Origin of the sequence: Micromonospora sp. NPDC092111, assembly GCF_044755745.1 — a bacterium.
Lineage (GTDB): Bacteria > Actinomycetota > Actinomycetes > Mycobacteriales > Micromonosporaceae > Micromonospora.
Map to the genome: position 1 here is coordinate 506,010 of NZ_JBIVRQ010000001.1, position 21,933 is coordinate 527,942.

General features: G+C 73.1%; 17 protein-coding genes. 6 read left to right on the plus strand and 11 right to left on the minus strand.

From position 1 onward, the window contains the following. Positions 1–310 precede the first annotated feature (310 nt). Positions 311–2,530 (plus strand): catalase/peroxidase HPI, encoded by a 2,220-nt coding sequence (gene katG, locus ACIQG9_RS02105; RefSeq protein ID WP_400397498.1) that lies wholly within the window; start codon positions 311–313, stop codon positions 2,528–2,530. A gap of 125 nt (positions 2,531–2,655) precedes the next feature. Here katG and ACIQG9_RS02110 read toward each other — a convergent pair whose 3' ends face one another. From ACIQG9_RS02110 to ACIQG9_RS02125, 4 genes are all read right to left on the minus strand, one after another. Then, complete coding sequence (locus tag ACIQG9_RS02110) at positions 2,656–4,308, minus strand: class I adenylate-forming enzyme family protein (protein WP_400397501.1); 1,653 nt, start codon at positions 4,306–4,308, stop codon at positions 2,656–2,658. 219 nt (positions 4,309–4,527) lie between these two features. Beyond that, positions 4,528–5,292 (minus strand): ABC transporter permease, encoded by a 765-nt coding sequence (locus ACIQG9_RS02115; RefSeq protein WP_400397504.1) that lies wholly within the window; start codon positions 5,290–5,292, stop codon positions 4,528–4,530. Positions 5,293–5,315: 23 nt separating this feature from the next. Then, positions 5,316–6,296: an ATP-binding cassette domain-containing protein gene (locus ACIQG9_RS02120; protein WP_400397507.1), complete on the minus strand. Its 981-nt coding sequence runs from the start codon at positions 6,294–6,296 to the stop codon at positions 5,316–5,318. Positions 6,297–6,386: 90 nt separating this feature from the next. After that, complete coding sequence (locus ACIQG9_RS02125; protein ID WP_400397510.1) at positions 6,387–7,607, minus strand: glycosyltransferase; 1,221 nt, start codon at positions 7,605–7,607, stop codon at positions 6,387–6,389. A gap of 132 nt (positions 7,608–7,739) precedes the next feature. Here ACIQG9_RS02125 and ACIQG9_RS02130 point away from each other — a divergent pair, with 132 nt between their 5' ends. Together ACIQG9_RS02130 and ACIQG9_RS02135 are read left to right on the plus strand one after the other, a co-directional pair. Then, entirely contained in the window at positions 7,740–8,687 is a 948-nt protein-coding gene (locus ACIQG9_RS02130; protein ID WP_400397513.1) for a 3-oxoacyl-[acyl-carrier-protein] synthase III C-terminal domain-containing protein, read from the plus strand. A gap of 99 nt (positions 8,688–8,786) precedes the next feature. Continuing rightward, complete coding sequence (locus ACIQG9_RS02135) at positions 8,787–9,728, plus strand: 2-hydroxy-acid oxidase (RefSeq protein WP_400397516.1); 942 nt, start codon at positions 8,787–8,789, stop codon at positions 9,726–9,728. Here the strand turns inward: ACIQG9_RS02135 and ACIQG9_RS02140 are convergent, their stop codons facing one another. The 6 genes from ACIQG9_RS02140 to ACIQG9_RS02165 form a co-directional block, all read right to left on the minus strand. Continuing rightward, a complete protein-coding gene (locus ACIQG9_RS02140; protein WP_400397518.1) occupies positions 9,729–10,754 on the minus strand; it encodes an aminotransferase class I/II-fold pyridoxal phosphate-dependent enzyme in 1,026 nt (341 codons plus the stop codon). After that, positions 10,751–12,034 carry an FAD-dependent oxidoreductase gene (locus tag ACIQG9_RS02145; RefSeq protein ID WP_400397521.1) on the minus strand — a complete coding sequence of 428 codons (1,284 nt, stop codon included), beginning with the start codon at positions 12,032–12,034 and terminating at the stop codon, positions 10,751–10,753. The genes ACIQG9_RS02140 and ACIQG9_RS02145 overlap by 4 nt, the downstream gene beginning before the upstream one ends. Beyond that, positions 12,031–13,731, minus strand: a complete 1,701-nt coding sequence (locus tag ACIQG9_RS02150; protein ID WP_400397523.1) for a prenyltransferase/squalene oxidase repeat-containing protein — start codon at positions 13,729–13,731, stop codon at positions 12,031–12,033. Before ACIQG9_RS02150 ends, ACIQG9_RS02145 begins: the two co-directional genes overlap by 4 nt. Next, positions 13,728–14,765 carry a UbiA family prenyltransferase gene (locus ACIQG9_RS02155; RefSeq protein ID WP_400397526.1) on the minus strand — a complete coding sequence of 346 codons (1,038 nt, stop codon included), beginning with the start codon at positions 14,763–14,765 and terminating at the stop codon, positions 13,728–13,730. Before ACIQG9_RS02155 ends, ACIQG9_RS02150 begins: the two co-directional genes overlap by 4 nt. Further along, complete coding sequence (locus ACIQG9_RS02160) at positions 14,762–15,781, minus strand: polyprenyl synthetase family protein (protein WP_400397529.1); 1,020 nt, start codon at positions 15,779–15,781, stop codon at positions 14,762–14,764. Before ACIQG9_RS02160 ends, ACIQG9_RS02155 begins: the two co-directional genes overlap by 4 nt. A gap of 259 nt (positions 15,782–16,040) precedes the next feature. After that, entirely contained in the window at positions 16,041–17,066 is a 1,026-nt protein-coding gene (locus ACIQG9_RS02165; RefSeq protein WP_400397531.1) for a methyltransferase, read from the minus strand. Between the two features lie 172 nt (positions 17,067–17,238). Between ACIQG9_RS02165 and ACIQG9_RS02170 the strand changes: the two genes are divergently transcribed. Beyond that, entirely contained in the window at positions 17,239–18,102 is an 864-nt protein-coding gene (locus ACIQG9_RS02170; protein WP_400397534.1) for a TauD/TfdA dioxygenase family protein, read from the plus strand. 15 nt (positions 18,103–18,117) lie between these two features. Here the strand turns inward: ACIQG9_RS02170 and ACIQG9_RS02175 are convergent, their stop codons facing one another. After that, positions 18,118–19,293, minus strand: a complete 1,176-nt coding sequence (locus ACIQG9_RS02175; protein WP_400397541.1) for a cytochrome P450 — start codon at positions 19,291–19,293, stop codon at positions 18,118–18,120. A gap of 189 nt (positions 19,294–19,482) precedes the next feature. On the opposite strand from ACIQG9_RS02175, the gene ACIQG9_RS02180 reads away from it, so the two are divergent. Beyond that, positions 19,483–20,673, plus strand: a complete 1,191-nt coding sequence (locus ACIQG9_RS02180) for a nucleotide disphospho-sugar-binding domain-containing protein (RefSeq protein ID WP_400397545.1) — start codon at positions 19,483–19,485, stop codon at positions 20,671–20,673. A gap of 36 nt (positions 20,674–20,709) precedes the next feature. Continuing rightward, complete coding sequence (locus ACIQG9_RS02185; protein ID WP_400397548.1) at positions 20,710–21,921, plus strand: cytochrome P450; 1,212 nt, start codon at positions 20,710–20,712, stop codon at positions 21,919–21,921. Positions 21,922–21,933: the final 12 nt, after the last annotated feature.

The following is a 21,933-nucleotide window of genomic DNA, read 5'->3' on the forward strand; positions in this document are numbered from 1 at the left end:
GGTGTTACGTTGCCCGGGGGTCGGTACGCCGGAAGGCTGACCTGCATTTCGGGAAACGAATTGCCGGACGGGAATCGCCCGTGGGCTGTGGCCGCGCCGGAAACCATTGGTGCGAAGTTGCGGCCCGGTCCCACCGCGCCGCAGCCAAGGCAGCCCCGCCACCGCCCGGCTCCACGCCGACACGCTGACGGGCGAACCGGATTCTTGACGCGGTCCAGAACACACCGGGTGATAATACGCATCGAGGCCAACTCGGACCTCGATCTACTGCTGCGTGGGGCCGCGCCCGGCGTGACCCGTCCGCCCCGAGGTGTCCCATCAGGCCGTTGACAGGAGAAGGAGCGACGTGTCCGAGAGCGAGAACCCCGTAATCCCCTCCCCGACTCCGAAACCGAGTCGACCGAGGACCAACCAGGACTGGTGGCCGAATCAGCTGAACCTTCAGGTTCTCCATCAGCACTCACCCCGGGCGAACCCGATGGGCGAATCCTTCGACTACGCGGAAGAGTTCAAGACCCTCGACGTCGACGCACTGAAGCGGGACGTCTTCGAGGTGATGACGGCGTCGCAGGACTGGTGGCCGGCCGACTACGGCCACTACGGGCCGTTCTTCATCCGGATGAGCTGGCACTCCGCCGGCACGTACCGGATCGAGGACGGGCGTGGCGGTGGGGGCGACGGCGCCCAGCGGTTCGCCCCACTCAACAGCTGGCCCGACAACGCGAACCTCGACAAGGCCCGCAGACTGCTCTGGCCGGTCAAGCAGAAGTACGGGCGGAAGGTCTCCTGGGCCGACCTCCTCGTCTTCGCCGGCAACTGCGCCCTGGAGTCGATGGGATGCACCACCTTCGGCTTCGGCTTCGGACGGCACGACGTCTGGGAGCCCGAGGAGATCTTCTGGGGGCCCGAGGACACCTGGCTCGGCGACGAGCGCTACAGCGGCGACCGGGAACTCGCCGGCCGTCTCGGCGCGGTGCAGATGGGGCTGATCTACGTGAACCCGGAGGGGCCCAACGGCACCCCGGACCCGCTGGCCTCCGCCCGGGACATCCGCGAGACCTTCCGTCGGATGGCGATGAACGACGAGGAGACCGTCGCGCTCATCGCCGGAGGGCACACGTTCGGCAAGACCCACGGTGCCGCCTCCGCCGAGTACGTGGGCCCCGAGCCGGAGGGCTGCCCGGTCGAGGCGAACGGCCTCGGCTGGCGCAACACCTACGGCACCGGCAACGGCCGCGACACGATCACCAGCGGACTGGAGGGTGCGTGGACACCCACCCCGGTCACCTGGGACAACAGCTACTTCGAGACGCTCTTCGGCTACGAGTGGGAGCTCGCCGAGAGCCCTGCCGGCGCGAAACAGTGGCGGCCGAAGGACGGTGCCGGGGCGGACACCGTGCCCGACGCCCACGACCCCTCGGTCAGGCACGCGCCGATGATGGCGACCACGGACCTCGCGCTGCGCGCCGACCCGGCCTACGAGCAGATCGCACGGCGCTTCCTGGCGAACCCGGACCAACTCGGCGAGGCCTTCGCCAAGGCGTGGTACAAGCTGCTGCACCGGGACATGGGACCCGTCTCCCGCTACCTCGGCCCCTGGGTCCCGGAGCCGCAACTGTGGCAGGATCCCGTCCCGGCGGTCGATCACGAGCTGATCGGGGCGGCGGACATCGCCGCCCTGAAGGGCCAGCTCCTCGCGTCGGGGCTGTCCATCTCCCGGCTGGCCTCGACCGCCTGGGCGGCGGCGGCCAGCTACCGCGGCACCGACCGGCGGGGCGGGGCCAACGGGGCGCGGATCCGCCTCCAGCCGCAGCGGAACTGGGAGGCCAACGAGCCGACCGCGCTCGCCACGGTGCTCCGGGAACTGGAGCGGATCCAGCAGGAGTTCAACGGCCCGTCATCCGGCGGGAAGAAGGTCTCGCTCGCCGACCTGATCGTCCTGGGCGGCTGCGCGGCCGTCGAGCAGGCGGCCAGGAACGCCGGGTGTGAGGTCGCGGTCCCGTTCGCACCGGGACGCACGGACGCCACTCAGGAACAGACCGACGTGGAGTCGTTCGCCGTGCTCGAACCGGGGGCGGACGGGTTCCGCAACTACCTGCGGGCCGGCCAGAAGTTGTCGCCGGAGACCCTGCTGCTGGACCGGGCCAACCTGTTGACGCTGACCGCACCCGAGATGACGGCTCTGGTCGGCGGCATGCGGGCCCTGGACACCAACGTGGGACAGGCACCACACGGCGTCCTCACCCACCGGCCCGGGGCGTTGACCAACGACTTCTTCGTGAACCTGCTCGACATCGGCACCCAGTGGCAGGCCGCGACCTCGGCGGAGAACGTGTTCGAGGGTCGGGATCGCGCCACCGGCGAGATCAGGTGGACCGCCACCGCCGTCGACCTCGTCTTCGGCGCGAACTCACAGCTACGGGCCATCGCGGAGGTCTACGCCAGCGGCGACGGCCAGGAGAAGTTCGTCCAGGACTTCGTCACGGCCTGGGTCAAGGTGATGAACCTGGACCGGTACGACCTCGCCTGACGCGGGCGGACCCCGGCCACCGGGGACGGGCCGGCCCGCCGATCCGCCGGGCCGGCATCGGCGCGGCCCGGCCACCGCCGTGCCGTCCCGCCGGGTCATGGCGCGCCGGGTCATGGCGCGCCGGGTCATGGCGCGCCGGTCACCCCCGCGTCCGCCAGCAGCCGTTGGCGCATCAGGAACTTACGGACCTTGCCCGTCGGCCCCATCACCACGCCGTCGGCGGGGACGGTCACCACCCGCCGGAGCGTCCCCGCGACCGCCGTGCCGAGCGCGGCGCGCACCAGGTCGGACCGGTCGAGCCCGGGGTCGGCGTCCTCGGCGAGCAGGAGCAGCACCTCGGTCACGGTGCTGCCGTCCTCCTCCCGGGCCGCGATGACGGTGCAGTCGCGCACGTCCGGGCAGTGCCGCAGGACGCGCTCCTCGGACAGCGCGGTGTACAGCCAGTTGCCGTCGCCCAGGTCGACCGCGTCGCTGGCCCGGTCGACGTGGTGGTAGTTGCCGTCCGGGTCGCGGTACATCAGGTCACCGGTCAGGTAGTAGCCGTTGAGCCGGGTGCGGAAGGTGTTGACCGAGTCGTTCCAGTACCCGATCGCCAGCGTCGGCGACTTGAGCCCGACGTGCCCGACCTGTCCCTCCGCGACCTCCTGGCCGGTGGTCACATCCAGCAGGGCGACCTCCGCGAACGGATACGGCTTGCCGACGCAGCGGTCGTAGTGGTCGCTGCCGAGGCGGTGGCTGATCCAGAACGCACCGTGGCCCATCTCGGTGGAGCCGAGCATGTCGATGAACTTGGAGCCGGGGACGTTGACCATGCCGTCCCGGGTGTACGTGGGGTGACTGCCGACCGCGACCAGCCGGCGGACGTGTGACTCGTGGGCGCAGTCACCGGTGTTGAACCAGTTGCGCACCGAACTCAGGTCCCGGGCGGTCAGGTCGAAACGGGCCAGCTCCGACCAGGTCACCGCGAACCCGAACACCCCGGTCGGGCGCCACCGTTCGATGGCGTCGAGGATCGTCTCGGCGCTGCGCTCGAACGGGCCGCCCTGCGCCGACAGGTAGAGCAGCTCGTAGCCGTTGCACAGGGCCTGGTTGAGGGTGATGATGCCGGCGGCGTGCGCGGCCGGCAGGGCGGAGAGCTCACGCACCTCGCCGTAGGGCCGGGACTCGGTCAGCCGGACCGCCCGCACGGCGGCGAAGAGACCGTGGTGCGAGTGGACGATCGCGGCCGGCACCCGGGTGGTGCCGGACGAGTGCGTGATGACGACCGGATCCTCGGGGTGGTGGCGGTGGTGCGGCGGGGCCTGGTCCGGATCGCCGGTGCCGGTCTCCGTGGCGTCGCCGAGGATCGGCACCCCGAGGTCGTGCTCGCGCAGCGCGGCGTGGTCGGCGTCGACGACCACGCCGACGCCGCGCAGCCGCCGGATGAACTCGGCCGCCAGCTCGATCGGCATGTTGCCGTTCATCAGCGCCGGGATCGCCCCGAGCCGGTTGAGGGCCAGGAAGTTGAGGAACACGTCGGGCGCGGACGTCACATAGATCGCGACCGGGTCGCGCCAGCCGATGCCGCGCTGCCGGAACCAGGCCGCCCGGGCGGCGACCCGGGTCGTCAGCGTGGCCAGCGACAGCGGCGTCCAGGCGGCGATCCCGTCGACGTCCACGTCGAACGTCACCCGTGGCACGTCCAGGTCGGCGCCGTGCTCGGCCAGCCGGAGCAGCACGTTGCCGGCGCCCAGCTCCATGTCCGCGGCCAGGGTCGCCCGGAAGTTGTTGACACCCAACGAGTCGTCTCCTCACGTGACACGCTCACCGGCGGCCGCGCCCCGGCGCGGCCACCGTTCTGGGACACGCTCAGGCTAGAGCGCCGACCACTGCCAGACAATGGTCTATATCCGGCCCGGCTGGTCTCCGCCCGACCGTGACCCGATGCCGACCGGGGTGGCCTTCGCCCGACCGTGCCCTGATGCCGGCCGTGGCGCGTCGGGGCGTCGCGGCCGGCCTCACGAGACCTCGCGGTTGAACAGGTGCGACGACCACACGAGGCTGGTCGCGGCCATCCCGATCATGATGAGCGCACCCTGCCAGACCACCGGCTGGGTGATCTGACCGTTGAACAGCGCCCGCATGCCGTTGGTCGCCCAGGCGAACGGGTTCCAGAGCGCGACCTGCTGGATCCACACCGGGGCGAGGACGAGCGGGATGAGGACGCCGGCCAGCAGCGACACCGGTTGACCCACGGTGTTGACCAGCACCCCGAGACTGTTCTCGTTGCGCACCAGCAGCGCGATGTCGTACGAGATCGAGGTGCTCAGCAGCACCATCACCGCCAGCAGCGCGTACGAGATGAGCAGGTTGCCCAGGTGTACGCGCAGCCCGAACGGCAGCGCCACGATCGTGATCACGACCGCCTGCACCACGTTCAGGCACACGTGCATCAGGGCCCGGCCCAGCAGCAGGCCGGTACGGCTGACCGGCGTCACCCGGCAGCGGTCGATGATGCCGGCGCGCAGGGCGCTGAGCAGCCCGTAGCCGGCGAACAGGCCGCCGAACAGGCCCATGGCCACGAACAGGCCGGGCACGTAGATGCGGTAGGCGTCCGCGTAGGAGGAGGCGCCCCGGTCCACCATCACCACCTTGAGGAACGGGGCGAAGAGGATGAGGTAGGTGATCGGCTGGGCCAGGCTGAACGCCACCATCACCGGGTTGCGCGCCATCAGGCCGACCTCCTGCTGGAAGATCAACCAGGTGTCGCGGACGAGTTTCACTGCGGCTCCTCTCGCACGGCCGGTCACTCTTCGAGCGAGCGGCCGGTCTTGGCCAGGAAGACGTCGTCGAGGCTCGGCCGGCGGGCCTCGATCGCCCCGGGCTCGATGCCGCTGGCCAGCAGCGTGCGCATGATCTGCGGGATCGCGGTCGCGGCGCTGTCCACGTAGAGCCGCAGGGTCCCGTCGACGGCCTCCGACGAGTGCACGTAGGGCTGTTCCGCCAGCAACTTGGTGGCGACCGGGAGACCTGCGTCGGCCGGCCCGTCGGTGACGTCCGCCGCGGCGAGGTCGATCGAGACCACGTCACCGGAGATCTCGCGCTTGAGCTCCGACGGGGTGCCCTCGGCGACGATCAGCCCGGCGTCGATGATGGAGATCCGGTCGCACAGGGCGTCGGCCTCGTCCAGGTAGTGCGTGGTGAGGAAGATCGTCATGCCTTCCGACCGCAGCCGCCGCACCTCCTGCCACATCCGTACCCGGCTGGGCGGGTCCAGCCCCGCGGTGGGCTCGTCCAGGAACATGACCTGGGGCGAGTGGATGACGCCGAGCGCGACGTCGAGCCGCCGGCGCTGCCCACCGGAGTACGTCTTGATCCGGCGGTCGGCGAAGTCGTCGAGCTGGAACGCCCTGATGGCCGCCTCGGCGAGGCGCTGCGCGGTGGCCTTCGTGGCCCCGTACAGCCGCGCCTGCAGCACCAGATCACGCCGGGCGGTCGAGTCGTCGTAGGTGCCGCTGGCCTGCGCCACGAACCCGATCCGCCGGCGCACCTGCGCGGGCGCCCGCAGCAGGTCGACGCCCGCGATCGTCGCCGTGCCGCCGGTGGGGCGGATCAGGGTGGCCAGCATCCGCAGGGTGGTGGACTTGCCCGCGCCGTTAGGGCCGAGGAACCCGACGATCTCGCCGCGTTCCACGGCGAAGTCCACCCCCCGCACCGCCTCGACCGTACTGGCGCCACGGCCGCGCCCCACGCGGTAGGACTTGCGGAGGCCGGTGGCCTCGATCATCGAGCCTCCTCGTGCGGCGACGACGCCGGGGCCGGGGCCCGCGTCGGTGCTGTCCGGCAACGCCATGCCCGCGCGGTGCGTCAGGTCAGGCTAGTTTGGCCGTACGCATTGGACAATGGTCGATCCGTCGCCCGACCGGTCGGCGGTGGCGGCCCGGCGCTGTCCGGCGTCGGCCAGTGCGGCGAGGTGCGCCGCCGCCGCGCCGGCACCACCGGCCGCGGCGAACGAGTCGCCGACGCGGCGGGCCTGCTCCCGGTAGCCCGGCTCGTCGAGGACGGCGGTCACCGCCGCGGTGAGCTCCGCCGGGGTCGCCGACCGGAAGGAGACCTCGATACCGGCCCCCGCCCCGGTCACCTGGCCGGCCACGGTCGGATGGTCGTGCCGGATCGGCGCGACGACCACCGGGACCCCGTGGGCGAGCGCCTCGGAGATGGTACCCATCCCGCCGTGGGAGACCACCGCGTCCAGCCTCGGCATCAGCTCCAGCACCGGCACCCGGGGCGCGACCAGCACGTGCGCCGGCGGGTCGGGAACCAGCTCCGGCGGGGCGGTGAGCACCACCTGCACCCGGTCGGCGAGCGGTGCCGTCGCCGCCATCATCCGCTGGTAGAAGTCACGGGCCAGGTGCTCGGCCATGGTCCCGACGGTGACCAGGACGTGCCGGCGGTCGGGATCCCAGGCGTCCCAGGCGAAGTCGGGCGCGTTGGGGCGGCTGCCCAGCGCCGGCCCGGTCAGCACGCACCGCTGCGGCATCGGCGCCGAGCCGGTCAACGCCGAGGTGGTGAGGCCGATCACCAGGTACGGCGAGAAGCGCAGGTCGAGCGTCTCGTCGACCGGCAGGTCGGTCATCGCCCACACCCGGGCCACCTGCGCCCGTACCCAGTCGGTGAACTCGGGCATCTCCCGGGTCGGCGGGGTGAGCTCCAGGACGCCGACGCACAGGGTGGCCCACCGCACGCCGTGCCGGTGCGCGGCCAGCGCGCCGGCCAGCGCGTACTGGTCGACGACGACGACATCGGGCCGGTACTGCGCGACCGCCTGGTCGGCGGCGTCGCGGATGAAGCGGTTGACCGGCAGCACGTGCCCCTCCCAGAGGCTCCGCACCGAGGCCATGCCCGACTCCCCGTCGGGACGGTAGTAGCGCTTGCCGGTCGGGTAGAGCGTCGCGTCGGGGCCGACGAGCGGGCGCAGGTCGCTGCGGGGTCCGCACCAGGCCACCTCGTGCCCGGCGGCCTCGAGTGCCTGGCCGATGGCGAGCGGGGCGTTGAGGTGGGACACCACCGGCAGCACGACGAACAGGAAGCGGGCCACGTCGATATTCTGGCACGCGTTGACATTGCCGGGTGCCGCTGATGGGATCCTATCCGTGGCGGTCGACGACGGATTGGCGCGCGCACCGGCGTCCATGGTGGCCGGTCGGGTCGTGTCGCCCACCGCGACCGCATGACGGCGCTCGACGCGGTCTCGGTCTACCTTCCGCAGCGTCGGGTCCCGATCGAGAGCCTGGCCGGTCCGCTCGACCTGACCGAGATGCAGGTCCGGCTGTTCCGGCGGTTCCACGGGTTGGGCGAGGTCCGCCGCGATCCCGACCTCTCGCTGCACGACCTGCTGCTGAACGCCGCGACCGGACTCACCGCACTGCGCGGGCAGGAGCACCGGATCCGGTTCGTCCTGTACGGCCGGGCGTTCCCCGTCGTGGTGCCGTACCCGGCCAATCCGCTGCACGACGTCTGCCGCGCGCTGGGGCTCGGCCACGCGCTCGCGTTCACCCTGACCCAGCAGTCGTGCGCCAGCGCGTTGCTCGCCATCGACGTGGCCGGTCGGCTCCTGCGGGCGGAGCCGGCGGGGCGGCACGAGCCGGGTGCCGAGCCGCTCGCGCTGGTGCTCACCGGGGAGAAGGCGTTCACCCGGGACGCCCAGTTCATCCCGGCGACCTCGGTGTTCAGCGAGGGGGCGTCCGCGTGCCTGGTCAGCGCCAACGGGCCACGGGACCGACTGCTGGCGTACGCGTGCGAGCAGCGGGGCGAGTTCGACGTCGCCGGCGGCGCGTCCGTCGCCCGGTTCCAGCGCGAATACCGACCGGCGCTGGCCGAGGTGATCGGCCGGGCCCTGGACGGGGCGGGCGTGGCGCTCCAGGACGTCCGGCTGGTCCTGCCGCACAACGTCAACATCGTGACCTGGCAACGGCTGTGCCGGCTGATCGGGCTCCCGGTCGACCGGGTGCTGCTGGACAACGTGCGGGAGACCGGCCACGTCTTCTGCGCGGACGCGTTCGCCAACTACCGGACCGCGTGCGAGCGCGGCCTGCTGAGCCCGGGCGACCGCTACCTGGTCGCGGCCGTCGGGGCCGGGGACGGGGCGACGTTCGCCGCGATGGTGTTCGAGCACTGACCGGCGCGACGGAGGAGACCACGATGGCAGCCCAGTCCACCGGCCCGACCCGGGGCGCGCTCGGGTCCGGCCCCGGCCGGCGTCGGACCGGGTAGCCGCGTGTTCGTCGCACTGCCGGGGCCGGACGCCTCCCCCCACCCCGACCTGCACCTGATCCGGGCCGCCCGACGGACCTTCTCCGGGCCGGCCGAGCTGCTCCACGATCCCGTCCAGCGGGAGCGGCTGGGCGGCTACCTGGCGGACCTGGCCCGGCCGTACGGGATGCGGGTTCCGGACGGCCTGTTCGACCCGTCCTCCGACGCGCTGGGCCAGTCCTACGGGGAGATGGCCGAGTCGCTGATCCTGACGCTCGTCCCGCCACCCGAGCCGGTCGACCTGCTGGTGCTGGCGTTCGCCATCCACGACATGCTGCCCGGCCGGGCCACCGCGACGTACCTCAGCCATGTCTGCCCGGGGACCCCGATGTCGTTCGCGATCTGCGACCAGGGCTCGGCGGCGGCGTTCAGCGGCCTGCGGATCGCCCGGGAGTACGCGGCGTCGGCCGGCTGCCGACGGGCCCTGGTGATCGCCGTCGAGCAGGCCGTCCTGCCCTACGACACGGCGGCATCCGGGCCGGCGCGGCACCGGGGCGTCGCCATGCTCTACGGCACGCTGCACGGCGACACCCCGCCGCGGCGGGGCGACACCCCGACGCCCGACCGCGACAGCACGGACGCGCCGGCCCGGGTGGCCGGCATCCGCCAGCACGCGGACGTCGCGGCCGACGACGTCGCCGCGCTGGCCGCGACCGAGCTGGCCGAGCTGACCGCAGCGCACCACGACGTCCGGGTCGTGCTGAGCGCCGACCTCGCCTCGGCGTGGCCGGCACACCCCGTCGAGCGGGTGACCGTCACGCCACCCGGGCAGCCGACCACCGGCCTCTGGTGGACCCTGCTGGACCGGCTCGCCGCCGAACCGGACCGGCCCCGGCTGGTGGTCGCCGCCGACTACGATCCCGACCTGCGCTACCTGTGCCTGGTCGCGATGGAGCCGAACCGGTAGTCAGAGCCCGGCGGCCAGGGCCGTCCGGACGAAGGCGCACAGCCGCTCGTTCGCCTCGTCGGAGCCGACGGTGATCCGCGCCCCGGCACCGGGGATCGCCATCACCAGGATCCCGGCCTCCCGGGCCCGCTCGGCGAACGGCACCGCCCGCTCCCCCAGCGGCAGCCAGACGAAGTTCGCCTCGCTGGGGGCCACGGTGAGGCCGAGGCCGCGCAGGGCATCGATGAGGCTCGCGCGGGACGCCACCAGCTCGACGCAGCGCCGGGTCAGCTCGGGGGTGGCCGCCGGGTCCAGGCTCGCCACCGCCGCCGCCTGGGCGAGGCTGTTCGGGAAGAACACCGCGCCCAGCATGCCGGCCAGCGGGGTCAGCCGGGGCGGCACCACCGCGTACCCGACGCGCAGCGCGGCCAGCCCGTACGCCTTGGAGAAGGTCCGCAGGACGCAGACGTTGTCGTGCGCGCGGTACAGGTCCATGCCGTCGGGCACCGCCGGATCGGTCACGAACTCCCGGTATGCCTCGTCGATGATGACCGGCACGTCGGCCGGGATCCGGTCCAGGAACGCCTCGATCTCGTCACGGTGCAGCGCCGCCCCGGTCGGGTTGTTGGGGTTGCACAGCAGCACACACCGGGTCTGGTCGGTCACCGCGGCGGCCATCGCGGGCAGGTCGTGCCGGTAGCCGTCCATCGGCACCGGCACACCCCGGGCGCCGACGTTGCGGATGATCAGCGGGTAGCCCTCGAACGACAGCGCCGGGTGGACCACCTCCGGCTTCGGCCCGAGGGCCTGGACGAGGTGCTGGCAGAGTCCGGCCGAGCCGGGGCCGACGAGGATCGCCTCCCGGCCCACGTCGAGCCGCTCGGCCAGCGCGGTCGCCAGGGCCGACGAGGTACGGTCCGGATACCGCTGCAGCGCCCCGGCGCCGTCCTCGACGATCCGGCGGACGCTGGGCAGCGGCGGGTACGGCGTCTCGTTCATCGACAGGTCGGTCGGCTGCTGGGTGCCGACGGTCGTCGCAGAGGTCATCGTCGCTCACTTCGTTGCGGGGCCGGGGTGGCCGGCGGACGGGCGTGCCGGTCGACGAGCAGCCCGAGCTGGTACAGCCGGTCGACGAGGGAGAGCGGCCGGACGTTCGTGCCGGAGAGGTTGCCGGCGGTGAGCCCGAGCAACCGGGGGTTGGCCGCGGTCCGGCGCATCATCCGCGCGCCGAGCAGCTTCGGCAGGCCCGAGACGCTGGTGATCATGCGGGACGCGTTGTGGCTGACGGTCGCGACGTGGTCGAGGCGGGGCCGGCGGGCGGCGTGGAAGTCCAGCAGCGCACGGTCCACCCCGGCGGCGTCCAGGGTGCCGCCCGAGGCCGCGAGGGTGGCCGCGAGCGTCTCGGCGTCGGCGAGCGAGCTGTTGACCCCCTGGGCCGCCATCGGGTGCACCGCGTGGGCCGCCTCGCCGACGAGGGCGAGCCCCGGCACCGACAGCCGCGCCGCCCGCAGCCGGTACACCGCGAGGAGTTGCCGCCGGTGCAGGCTCGCGCGGAGGGCCGTCTCCAGGGCACCGATGGCCGGCACGTCGACGAGCAGCCGGTCGCACCATCCGGTCAGCTCGGCCGGGCTGCGGCCCCGGAACTCGTCCGGCGTCACCTGGACGTAGAGGCGGCAGCGGCCGCCGGGCAGCGGGTAGACGAGGCACAGGCCACGGTTGGTCCGGTAGGCCGACACCTCGTCGGCCACGTCGGCCCCGGGCAGGTCGAAGGCGACCAGGCCGTGCGGATACTCCCGGCGGTCGACCGCGACGCCGACGGCCTTGCGCAGCGCCGAGGACATCCCGTCGGCGGCGACCACCAGCGGTGCCCGGATCTCCTGGTCGCCGCCAACCCCGGTGACCCGGACGCCGGTCACCCGCCGGTCGTCGGCGCGCAGGACGCCGGTGACCCGTTGACCCCACCGGACCTCGACCGTGGCGGCCAGTCCGTCGGCGAGCACGGTCCGCAGGTCGGCGTAGTCGGCGCAGAGAATCTGCCGGTACGGGCCCGGCAGGGCGGCGTAGTCCAGGGCGAGCAGCGGGCTGCCCTGCGGGTCGCGGATGGCCAGCCGACCGACCGGGCGGGCACCGGTGGCGCGCAGGGCGTCCAGGGCGCCCCAGGTGTCGAGGATGCGCACCGTCTCGGGCTGGAGGATCTCACCCTTCGCGATCGACGCGGGCGTCCGCTGCCGGTCGAGCACGAGCACCCGGAGCCCGAGCGCCCCGAGCGCGCGGGCGGTCGCCAGCCCACCGGCGCCGGCGCCGGCGACGATGACGTCGGGCGTCATCGGGCGACCGCGCCGGGCGCGACACCCGCCCGGCCGGTGGTGGACCGGCGGTACTCACCGAGCGCCCGCAGCGCGACCGCCTGGGTGATCACCGCGTTGGGGTAGCGCATGTGGTGGCGGATGTAGTTGCACACCCGGGTCGACGGCCAGCCGCCGTCCGGCCCGGCCGCGGCCAGCAGCCAGCCGACCCCACGGTCGACGGCGCTGGCGACCTCCGGATCGCCGGTGGCCAGCAGGCCCTGGACGGCCCACGCCGTCTCCTCGACCGAGCCGGCGGTGCCGTCGCCGGGGCCCCACGAGCCGTCCGGTAGCTGCGTGTCGCACAGCCACCGGACCGCGCGCCGGACGACGTCGTGCCGGGCCTGGCCGACCTGGGACAGCGCCGCGACCACCACCGCCGTGCCGGAGGTGTGGTCGCGGTACCACAGGTTCTCGAAGGTGCCGTCCGGCTGTTGCCGGGTCAGCAGCCAGGCCACCGCGGACGCGATCGCCGGGTGGTCGTCGGGGTGGCCGGCGTCGTGCAGCGCGACGATCGCCTGGCTGGTGATGGCGGGGCACGGGCCGTCGTTGGCGAGCTTGGTGTCCCGCACCCAGAGGCTCCACGAGCCTCGGCTGTCCTGCCGGCCGACCAGCCAGGCCAGGCCGCTGCGCAGCACCGGATCACGGTCGGCGTCCGGGTATCCGGCGAGCGCCGACAGGATCTCGGCGGACTCCAGCGTCACCGGCCAGCCGCCCACGTTGGAGTAGCTCCACCCGCCCGGCGGCACGTCCAGCACCTCGAACGCCGTCGGCTTCTGGGTGGCGTGGAAGAAGTCACGGGTCGGGCGCAGCCGGGCGTCGTCGGCGTAGCCGGCCGCGATCAGCCCGGTCACCGCGTATCCGGACCGGGTCAGGTCCAGGTTGGTCACCGCGTCCCAGGCGCCGTCGGCGCGCACCGCGCGCCGGAGCCATCCGACGACGGCCCCGGCGATGTCGGGGGCCTCACCGGTACGGGCCAGGCCGAGCAGCACCAGGGCGGCGGGCCACGGGTCCTCGCTCAGCGCGCCGGTACGGCCCTCGTGGTCGTAGATCGAGCGCAGCAGCCGCAGCGCCGCCGGGCGGGCCCGACGCAGCGTGGCCCGGCGCAGCCGGCCGGTGGGCAGCAGGTCCGCCTGCATCAGGGCGAGGCCGATGAAGGGCGCGGTGCGGAACGAGATGCGCTGCCGGCGGACCCGGTCGAACAGGACGATCTCCAGCGGCAGCCGGCGCAGCGGACCGGCCTCGGCGGTCATCCCGGCCATCGTCAGGAGCTGGCGGCACAGCAGGGAGATGGCCGGGTCGGTCACCGTGTCGACGCCGCCCATCGCGGCCAGCCGGGCCCGGCCGGCCGTGATCGCCTCGCCGCTGGCGTCCGGCGCGCTCAGGGCGAGCGCCGCGACCGCGACCGCGGTGGCGACGACCTCACTGTCGGCGCCCACGACGCCGCCCCAGCCGCCGTCGTCGTGCTGGTGCCGCCGCAGCCAGGCGGTGCCGGCGTCGACGAGGTCGGCGCTGCCCACCGGGTCGGCGGCGTGCAGCGCGGCCACGGTACCCGCGGTGCCCAGCACCGAGGCCGGCGGTTCGTCGCCGAACACGCCGTCGGGGCGCTGACGGCGCAGCAGCGCCTCGGCACCGTCGGCGATGGCCTTGTCGAGGGCGTCGGCGGGCACAGCGGTCATGACACGTCCTCCATGGAGACTTGACGGCGGGTGGCCAGGGCCAGGCCCGGTCTCGCGGTGCCGAGTTCGTGCTGGGCGCGCATCACGTGCTGGGCCCACCAGGTCAGCGCGACCATCGGCAGCACCAGTATGAGCTGCCAGCCGAGGCCGAGCCCCAGCCCGACCACGGCCGAGGCCAGCACGACCCGCTCCACGACCAGGACGGAGTGGGCCCGCAGCCCCACCACGACGGGCATCTCGTCACGGTGCGCGACGAGCGGCGCCAGGGCGACGACGCCCATCACCAGTACGACGAGCAGCGTCACCAGGTAGCCGGTGCGGCCGTCCGGGCCGGCCAGCATGCCGGCGGTGAACGCGGCGACGACGGTGACGGCGTAGAGGGCCAGCACGGTCCGGACCGCGAACGGCGCGCCCCTGCGGACCGGCAGCGTCTCGTAGCCGCCGGCGCGGTCCCCGTCGATGTCGCGCAGTGCGCCGACGAGGTTGGACATCGCGTCGTGGGACCAGAACGCGACCGTCAACGCGAGCAGCACGGGCACCGTCGACGGCCGGTCCGGCGGAAGGCCGACGGCCAGCGCGCCGTAGAGCAGCGCGATCGCGCCGAGTGCCCCGCGCACCAGGTTGCCCGCGACGCCGCGCGCCTTGAACCAGCGGCTGTAGGCGACGATGCCGAACGCGGCGAGCACCGCGGCGGACGTGGTGCCCCAGCCGCCGAGCACGGCCAGCACCGCGAGGACGGCGAAGCAGGCGCAGCCGCACCGCAGTGCCGTCCGCGCGCCCAGCCGGCGGGACGGGATCGGCCGGTGCGGCTTGCTGCCGGCGTCCAGCTCGCGGTCGAAGTAGTCGCCGAGGTAGTGGCCGCCGAGCCAACCGGCGGTCGGGGCCGCCCAGGCCGACACGAGCAGCCACGGGTGGTCAGGGCCACCGGCCAGGGCCGCACCGGCGAGACCCACCAGCCCGACGTACCAGAGGGTGTAGGGCCGCCAGGTCTCGACGTGCGCCCGCAGTGCCCGCCCGGCGTCCGCCGTGCTCACGCCGTCTCGCTCGTCATCCAGTGTGCGATGCCGGCGAGCACGTTCACGCTCGCGGAGGGGGCGAGCACGGCCAGTTCGGCGCGGGCGCGCTCGGCGTGCTCCACCATCTGCCGGCGGGCGGCCTCCACCGCGCCGACCTCGGCGAGCAGGCCGGCTACCCACTCGACGTCTCCCGGGCCCGCGCCGCGCCGGTGCAGCACCGCCATCAGTTCGACCCGGGACGTGTCGGTGGCCGCGTCGTAGGCGAGCAGCAGCGGCAGGGTCGGACGGCCGTTGTTGAGGTCGCTGGTCGCCGGCTTGCCGGTCTGCTCCGGGGTGGCGACATAGGACAGCAGGTCGTCGCGGATCTGGAACGCGGTGCCGAGGTGCTCGCCGTAGCGGGCCAGCCCGGACGCGACGTCCGGGTCCGCGCCGCCGAGCAGTGCGCCGATGTGGCACACGGCGCGAAACAGCGAGCCGGTCTTCAGCCGGATCATCTCCGGGTACCACCGGGCGCCCGCGTCCAGGTCGCCGACGAGCTGCGCCTCGAGCATCTGCCCACGACACAGGTCCTGCCCCGCCTCGGCCAGTGCCGCGACGGCGGCGGCGACGTGGCTGGGCGGTGCCGCGCCGCCGGAGTCCACAATGGACTGAAAGGCGCTGAAGATGAGGTGGTCGCCGACGACGATGGCGTTGGGGATGCCGAACGCGACCGGGACCGCGGGACGGCCCCGCCGCAGGGTGTCGGCGTCGATGATGTCGTCGTGCACCAGCGTCGCGACGTGGAGGTACTCCATCCCGAGCGCGGCGGCGAGGACGTCTCGTGGTGACCCGCCCACGGCCTCCGCCGCGTGCAGCGCCATCATCGGACGGAGCAGTTTGCCCGCCGGCAGCAGCGCGTAACGGGCGATCGTGACGAGCTGATCGGTCGTCTCCGGCCACCGTCGGCCGAGCTCCGCATGGAGCAGCCGCCCCGATTCACTGCGGGCCAGGTCGTCGATGAAGGGCGGATATCGCGTAAAGCCAGTAACCGTCATAGCGTGTCGACCCTTTCGCAAAGGCTCGGCCCAGCCGGCACGCGAGACGTTACCTGTCGGTCCCGCCCCGAACAACCATTGATAAACGGCACGACTGATGGAGGTTCGCGAATATCGCGAGGAATTTCACCGTCAAATCGGTTGATGCGCAGAGGAATCCGCTGATCCACTCACCGTACGCAACTCCCGTCATACCCGTCAATGAACGCCCGTATGGACGCACGACGGTACGGCGGCCCGACCGATCGAGCGCCACGGATCAGGCGGCGGACGCGAACTCCAGCAGCGTGAGACCGCCCGTGCCGCGATAGGTGTGCACCGGCACCAGACCCGCAGCCGCGGCCAGCGCCACGTGGTCGCGCACCCCGCGCTCGCGGCCACCCACCAGCACCAGCATCTGCAGGTCGTACGGGGACCGGTGCGGCACGTACGGATCGGTCGGCAGCACCTCGACGACCAGCACCCGACCGGTGCTCCCGGCCGCCTCGGCGCACCGGCGCAGGATCGCCGTCGCGTGGGCGTCGCTCCAGTCGGTCAGCGCCCGGGACACCACGTAGACGTCGGCACCGGCCGGCAGGGCGGCGAAGAAGTCGCCGACCACGACGTCCACCCGGTCGGTGAGCCCGTGCTCGGCGAACGTCCGCGCCGCGGTCGCCACCGGCTCGCTCCGGTCGACCAGCGTGCCACGCAGGTGCGGGTGGGCGTCCAGCAGTTCCCGCAGCAGCCCGCCCGCGCCACCGGCGACGTCGACGACGTGACCCACCCCGTGCCACGGGTAGAGCGCCGCGACCTCCGGGGCGGTGAACCGCTGCTGACTGAGCATCAGCGCGTCGAAGTAGGCCCGGTAGTCCGGATGGGCGTCGAGGTCGGCCCAGAAGTCCCGGCCGTGCACGGACCGGTAGCCGGGCCCGCCGGTGCGGATCGCGTGCGGCAGCCCGGTGTAGGCCAGGTCCATCCGCGCACCGAGGCCACCGAGGTCCAGGTAGGCCCCGTGCCCACCGCCGTCCCGGTCACACAGCAACTCGCCGACGTCGGTCAGCGCGAACACGTCCGGCGACACCTCGACGAACACGCCCCGGTGGACCAGGTAGCGCAGCAGCCGGCCCAGGGCGGCCGGGTCGGCGTCGCACGCCCGCGCCAGCTCGTCGACGTGGGTCACGCCGGCCGCGATCCGGTCCGGCACCCGCAGGGTCACCGCCGTGCGTACGGCGAACGGGGTCGCCAGGTCCGCCAGCCGGTCGAGCCGGACAGCCGGGTCGTCGTCGGTCGAGGTCTCGATCGCCACCCGCACAGCCTCCCCGTCACGCCGCGCGTCCACGATGGCCGTGGCCGCCGTCCGCCGGCCCGAATGGTCTCAAGGTCGGCGCGACCGAGTCAACATCGACGCTGGAGAACACATTCACCTCCGTGGAAGAATGCGCCGACGAGCCCCCGCGCCCAGACCGGAGGAACCATCGATGACCACTTCCATCGAGCCGGAGGTCCGGCTGATCGCGGGAGCCCTGGGGGCCGAGGTCCACGGCGTCGACCTCAACAACCTGACCGACGAGGGGTTCGACCACATCCACGGCCTGCTGCTGGCGCACCAGGTGGTCTTCGTCGCCGGCCAGACCGGGTTGACGCCCGAGGCGCACATCGCCTTCGGCCGGCGATTCGGCGAGGTCGAGCTGCACCCCTACCTGCCCCGGCTGGAGGGGCACCCGGAGATCGTCATCATCGACTCCGAGAACGGCGGGAAGGTCGACGTCTGGCACACCGACATGACCTTCCACCAGAGCCCGCCGATCGCCTCCATCCTGCACCTGATCCAGTTGCCGGAGACCGGCGGCGACACCATGTGGACCAACCAGTGCCGGGTCTACGAGGCGCTGTCCGCGCCCCTGCGTGACCTGCTCGACGGGCTGACCGCCATCCACGTCATCCGGATCGGCAACGAGTTCACCAGCCGGGCCGAGCATCCGGTGGTGCGGGTCCACCCCGAGACGGGACGCCGCTCGCTGTACGTCAACCGGCTGTTCACCTCGCACATCCCGCAGCTCAGCCGTAACGAGAGCGACGCGCTGCTCGAATACCTGTTCGCCTTCTCCGAGGGCCCGCAGTTCACCTGCCGGTACCGCTGGCGGGCCGGGGACGTCGCGATCTGGGACAACCGGGTCACCCAGCACTACGCGATCAACGACTACCACGGGGTCCGGCGCGGACAGCGGATCACCGTGCTCGGCGACCACCCGACCGGCGACGCGCCCCGGTGGGAGCACTACGTCGCCGCGCCCGGTCAGCGCTACTGGCCGGACCGGGTCAACGCGGTGGACAACTACTGAGCGACGGGCGGCCGCTCACCAGTCGACCGGGAACGACGCGATGCCGCCGTTCATCCGGTCGTGCCGCCACGGGATCTCCTCGATCGGCACCGCCGGCGCCAGCCCCGGCAGCCGGCGCAGCAGGGTGCCGATCGACAGCTCCACCTGCATCTTGCCCAGCGCGGTGCCCAGGCAGAAGTGCGGCCCGAAGCCGAAGGTGAGGTGCGGCGTCGTCGCCGTCCGGTCGATGTCGAAGACGTTGGGCTCGGCGAAGAAGCGCGGATCCCGGTTGCCCGCCCACGGGACGGCCATCACACAGTCCCCGGCGCGCATGGCGACACCGCCGAGGGTCAGGTCCTCCCGCACGACCTGGACCCGGAACATGCTGCTCACCGACGTGTAGCGGAGGATCTCGTCGGTCGCCGAGGACAGCTTCTCCGGCGCGGCCCGCAGCTTCGCCAACTGCTCGGGGTGCTGGAACAGCGCGCGCAGCCCCGCGCTGGTGGAGTTGATCTCCAACCCGCCGAGCAGCACCCCCATGGCCAGCTCGACCAGTTCGGAGTCGACCAGCTCGTGCGCGTCCTGGCCGAGGACCCACGCCGAGAGCAGGTCGTCGCCGGACGTCACTCGCTTGCGCGCCAACTGCCCGGCCAGGTACGCCCGCAGCTCCGCCTGCGCGCTGGCCGCGTCGGCGGAGCCGTACGCGGTGACCGAGTTGAGGCCCTCGATCCAGGCGTAGAACCTCGGCCGGTCCGCCACGGGAACGCCCAGCACGTCGCAGACCACGAACACGGGCAGGGGTGCCACCAGCGCGGCGACCAGGTCGGCGGGGCGGGGGCCGGCGATCAGGTCGTCGACGAGCCCGTCGACGAGCCGCTGCACCCGGGGCCGGAACGTGTCGATGCGGCGGGCGGTGAACGCGCGGCTGGCCACCCGCCGGACGGTGGCGTGCGCCGGACCGTCCATGTTCAGCTCGCGTGGACCGCCGCCGCCGGACGCCGTCGTGGTCGCGCCCAGGGGAAGCCGGGAGAACCGGGGATCGGCCAGCACCGTGCAGCAGTCCTGGTAGCCGAGCACGAGCCAGGCCGCCCGGCCGTCGGGCAGCCGCACCCGGCTGACGGATTCGGAGACGACCATGTCGAGCAGCTCCGCCGGCAGGTCGCCGGTGAACGGTGCGAACGGGTAGTCCCGCAGCCCGGAAACGACAGTCATGGCGAGTTACCCACCTGCAGGTCGACGGTCCAGATCGGGCACCGGGTAAGACTCCAGCATGCGTTAGGCCGGCGTCAATATCCATTGGTACCGCCATTGACCTTCCGGGTATGGACATCCATCGCCTAGCATCTGTGGGCCAGGACTGCCGGGTTGGTGCGCGCGGATGGGTCGGACTTGACTGCGGCTTTGCGGATTCTGTTGTCGACGTGGGGCTGGCGGTCGCATTTCTACAGCCTCGTCCCGCTCGGCTGGGCCCTCCAGGCGGCCGGCCACGAGGTACGGGTGGCCAGCCATCCCTCCATGGTGGAGGCGATCAGCTCGGCGGGGCTCGCGGCGGTGCCGCTGGGCGAGGACGTCGACTTCGCCGAGGCGTTCGCGGGCCGGATCGGCGCGGTGGGTGCCCTGGGCCGGGCCGAACAGGCCGACCCGGAGCCGGACGGAGCCCTCGAACCGGCGATCACCGCCGACGGCGGCGTGGTCCGGTTCGCCGATGCCCTCCTCGACGAGCTGGTCGCCTTCGGCCGGTCCTGGCGGCCGGACCTGATGGTCTGGGAGCCGTTCAACCTCGCGGCCCCGGTGGCCGCCGCCGCGCTGGACGTGCCCGGCGTGCTGCACCTGTGGGGGCCGGACTCCTCCGTCACGCTCCGCCTCGACCCGGAGTCGGTGATCGGGCCGCTCGCCGGCCGGTTCGGGCTCCGCGCCACGGACGTCGACCTCACCGGCACGATGACGCTCGACCCGGTGCCGCCGCCGATGCAGGTGCCGACGGCCCGCCCCGGCCGGCCGATCCGGTTCGTGCCCTACAACGGCACCGCCGTGCTGCCGTCCTGGCTGCGCCGGCCGGCGGACCGGCCCCGGGTCTGCGTCACCACCGGCACCATGATGTCCGGTGTCGGGCTGGGCGACCGACTGGGCCTCCCCCGGATCATCCGGTCCGTGGCCGAGTTGGACGTGGAGGTCGTCGTGGTGGTCGAGCGCGGCCAGCAGGCGGGGCTGGGCCCGCTGCCGGACAACGTCCGGCTGGTCGACGCCCCGCTGGCCATGCGGTTGGTCCTGCCGACCTGCGCCGCGCTCGTGCAGCAGGGCGGGGCCGGCACCACGATGACGGCGCTCACCTTCGGGGTGCCGCAGCTCATCCTGCCGCAGGTCAGCGATCAGCACTTCAACGGCGAGCGGCTGGCGGCCACCGACGCCGGCACCTGGCTGGCACCCGCGCAGGCCGACGACGCCGCCATCCGCGACCTGGTCGGCGAGCTGATCGGCGACGGCCACTGGCGCGAGTCCGCGGCGCTGATGCGGGACCGGATCCGCGCGATGCCCACCCCCGCCGAGGTGGTGCCGGCGCTGGTGTCACTCGCCGCGAGCACCCGGATCTGATCCACCGGCATGTCGAACCACCCAGAGGAGTCGCAGATGACGCAGCAGCCGTCGCCCATCCCGTACCCGCTCGCCCCGGCTCCCACGATCTACCACCCGTCGCCGGACTACACCAGGCTGCGGGAGACCTGCCCGGTGGCCCACATCGAGCTGCCCGACGGGGCGTCGGCCTACCTCGCCACCCGGCACGCCGACGTCCGCCGGGTCTTCACCGACCAGCGGTTCAGCCGGGCCGCCGCGGCCGGCCCGAACCGCCCGACCCGCGAGCTGGGCTCACTCGCGGAGGACTCGCTGATCGGCATGGACCCGCCCCGGCACACGAAGATGCGCAAGGCGGTCTCGCACGCGTTCACCGTCCGCCGGGTGGAGGCGCTGCGCCCGACGGTGGCGGCGCTCGTCGACGGGATGATCGACCGGATGGAGGCCGCGGGCCGCCCGGCGGACCTGATCCCGCACCTGTCCGCGCCCCTGCCGATCTACGTGATCAGCAAGCTGTTCGGCATCGCGGAGCAGGACCAGGACCGGGTACGGCAGTGGTCCGACGCGCTCGTCGGCGACTGGGACGCCGACCCGGCGGCCCCGCAGGCCGCACTCGACGCGTTCGGGACGATGATCGTCGAGCGTCGGCGCAATCCCGGGGACGACCTGATGAGTGCGCTCATCAACGCCTGGGACGAGCACGACGACCTCACCGAACAGGAGCTGATCTCGGTCACCGCCGGCATCTTCGTGGGCGGCCACGAGACCACCACCAACCAGCTCAACTTGTTCCTGCTCGTCCTGGCCCGGCACCCCGAGCAGTTGGCCCGGCTGCGCGGCGACGACCCGGTCGCGGTGGCCCGGGCGGTCGAGGAGTTGTCCCGCTTCATCCAGCTCGGCGACAACGGCGTGCTGCTGCCCCGGGTGACGACCGAGGAGGTGGAGCTGGGCGGGGTGTGCCTGCCGGCCGGCTCCCCGGTGCTCCCGGCCATCGCCTCGGCCAACCGGGACGCCGCGGTGTTCGCCGACGCGGACACCCTGGACCTGACCCGGGCCAACAACCCGCACCTGGCGTTCGGCGCCGGCCCGCACCACTGCCTCGGCGCGGCCCTGGCCCGGATGGAGTTGCAGGAGGCGCTGGGCGCCCTGCTGCGCCGGCTGCCCGGCCTGCGCCTCGCGGTCCCCGAGGAGGAGCTGCGGTTCAAGCCGGGCCTGGTGGTACGCAGCCTGGAGGCGCTGCCGGTGACCTGGGACCCGACCGGTCGGTGACCCCGGCGCGGA

Excerpts from the sequence above, each read along its gene's own strand:
- ACIQG9_RS02175 (WP_400397541.1), bottom strand. The coding sequence starts at position 19,293 with ATGACTGTCGTTTCCGGGCTGCGGGACTACCCGTTCGCACCGTTCACC.
- ACIQG9_RS02140 (WP_400397518.1), bottom strand. The coding sequence starts at position 10,754 with ATGACCTCTGCGACGACCGTCGGCACCCAGCAGCCGACCGACCTGTCG.
- ACIQG9_RS02120 (WP_400397507.1), bottom strand. The coding sequence starts at position 6,296 with ATGATCGAGGCCACCGGCCTCCGCAAGTCCTACCGCGTGGGGCGCGGC.
- ACIQG9_RS02170 (WP_400397534.1), top strand. The coding sequence starts at position 17,239 with ATGACCACTTCCATCGAGCCGGAGGTCCGGCTGATCGCGGGAGCCCTG.
- ACIQG9_RS02160 (WP_400397529.1), bottom strand. The coding sequence starts at position 15,781 with ATGACGGTTACTGGCTTTACGCGATATCCGCCCTTCATCGACGACCTG.
- ACIQG9_RS02185 (WP_400397548.1), top strand. The coding sequence starts at position 20,710 with ATGACGCAGCAGCCGTCGCCCATCCCGTACCCGCTCGCCCCGGCTCCC.
- ACIQG9_RS02130 (WP_400397513.1), top strand. The coding sequence starts at position 7,740 with ATGACGGCGCTCGACGCGGTCTCGGTCTACCTTCCGCAGCGTCGGGTC.
- ACIQG9_RS02145 (WP_400397521.1), bottom strand. The coding sequence starts at position 12,034 with ATGACGCCCGACGTCATCGTCGCCGGCGCCGGCGCCGGTGGGCTGGCG.
- ACIQG9_RS02150 (WP_400397523.1), bottom strand. The coding sequence starts at position 13,731 with ATGACCGCTGTGCCCGCCGACGCCCTCGACAAGGCCATCGCCGACGGT.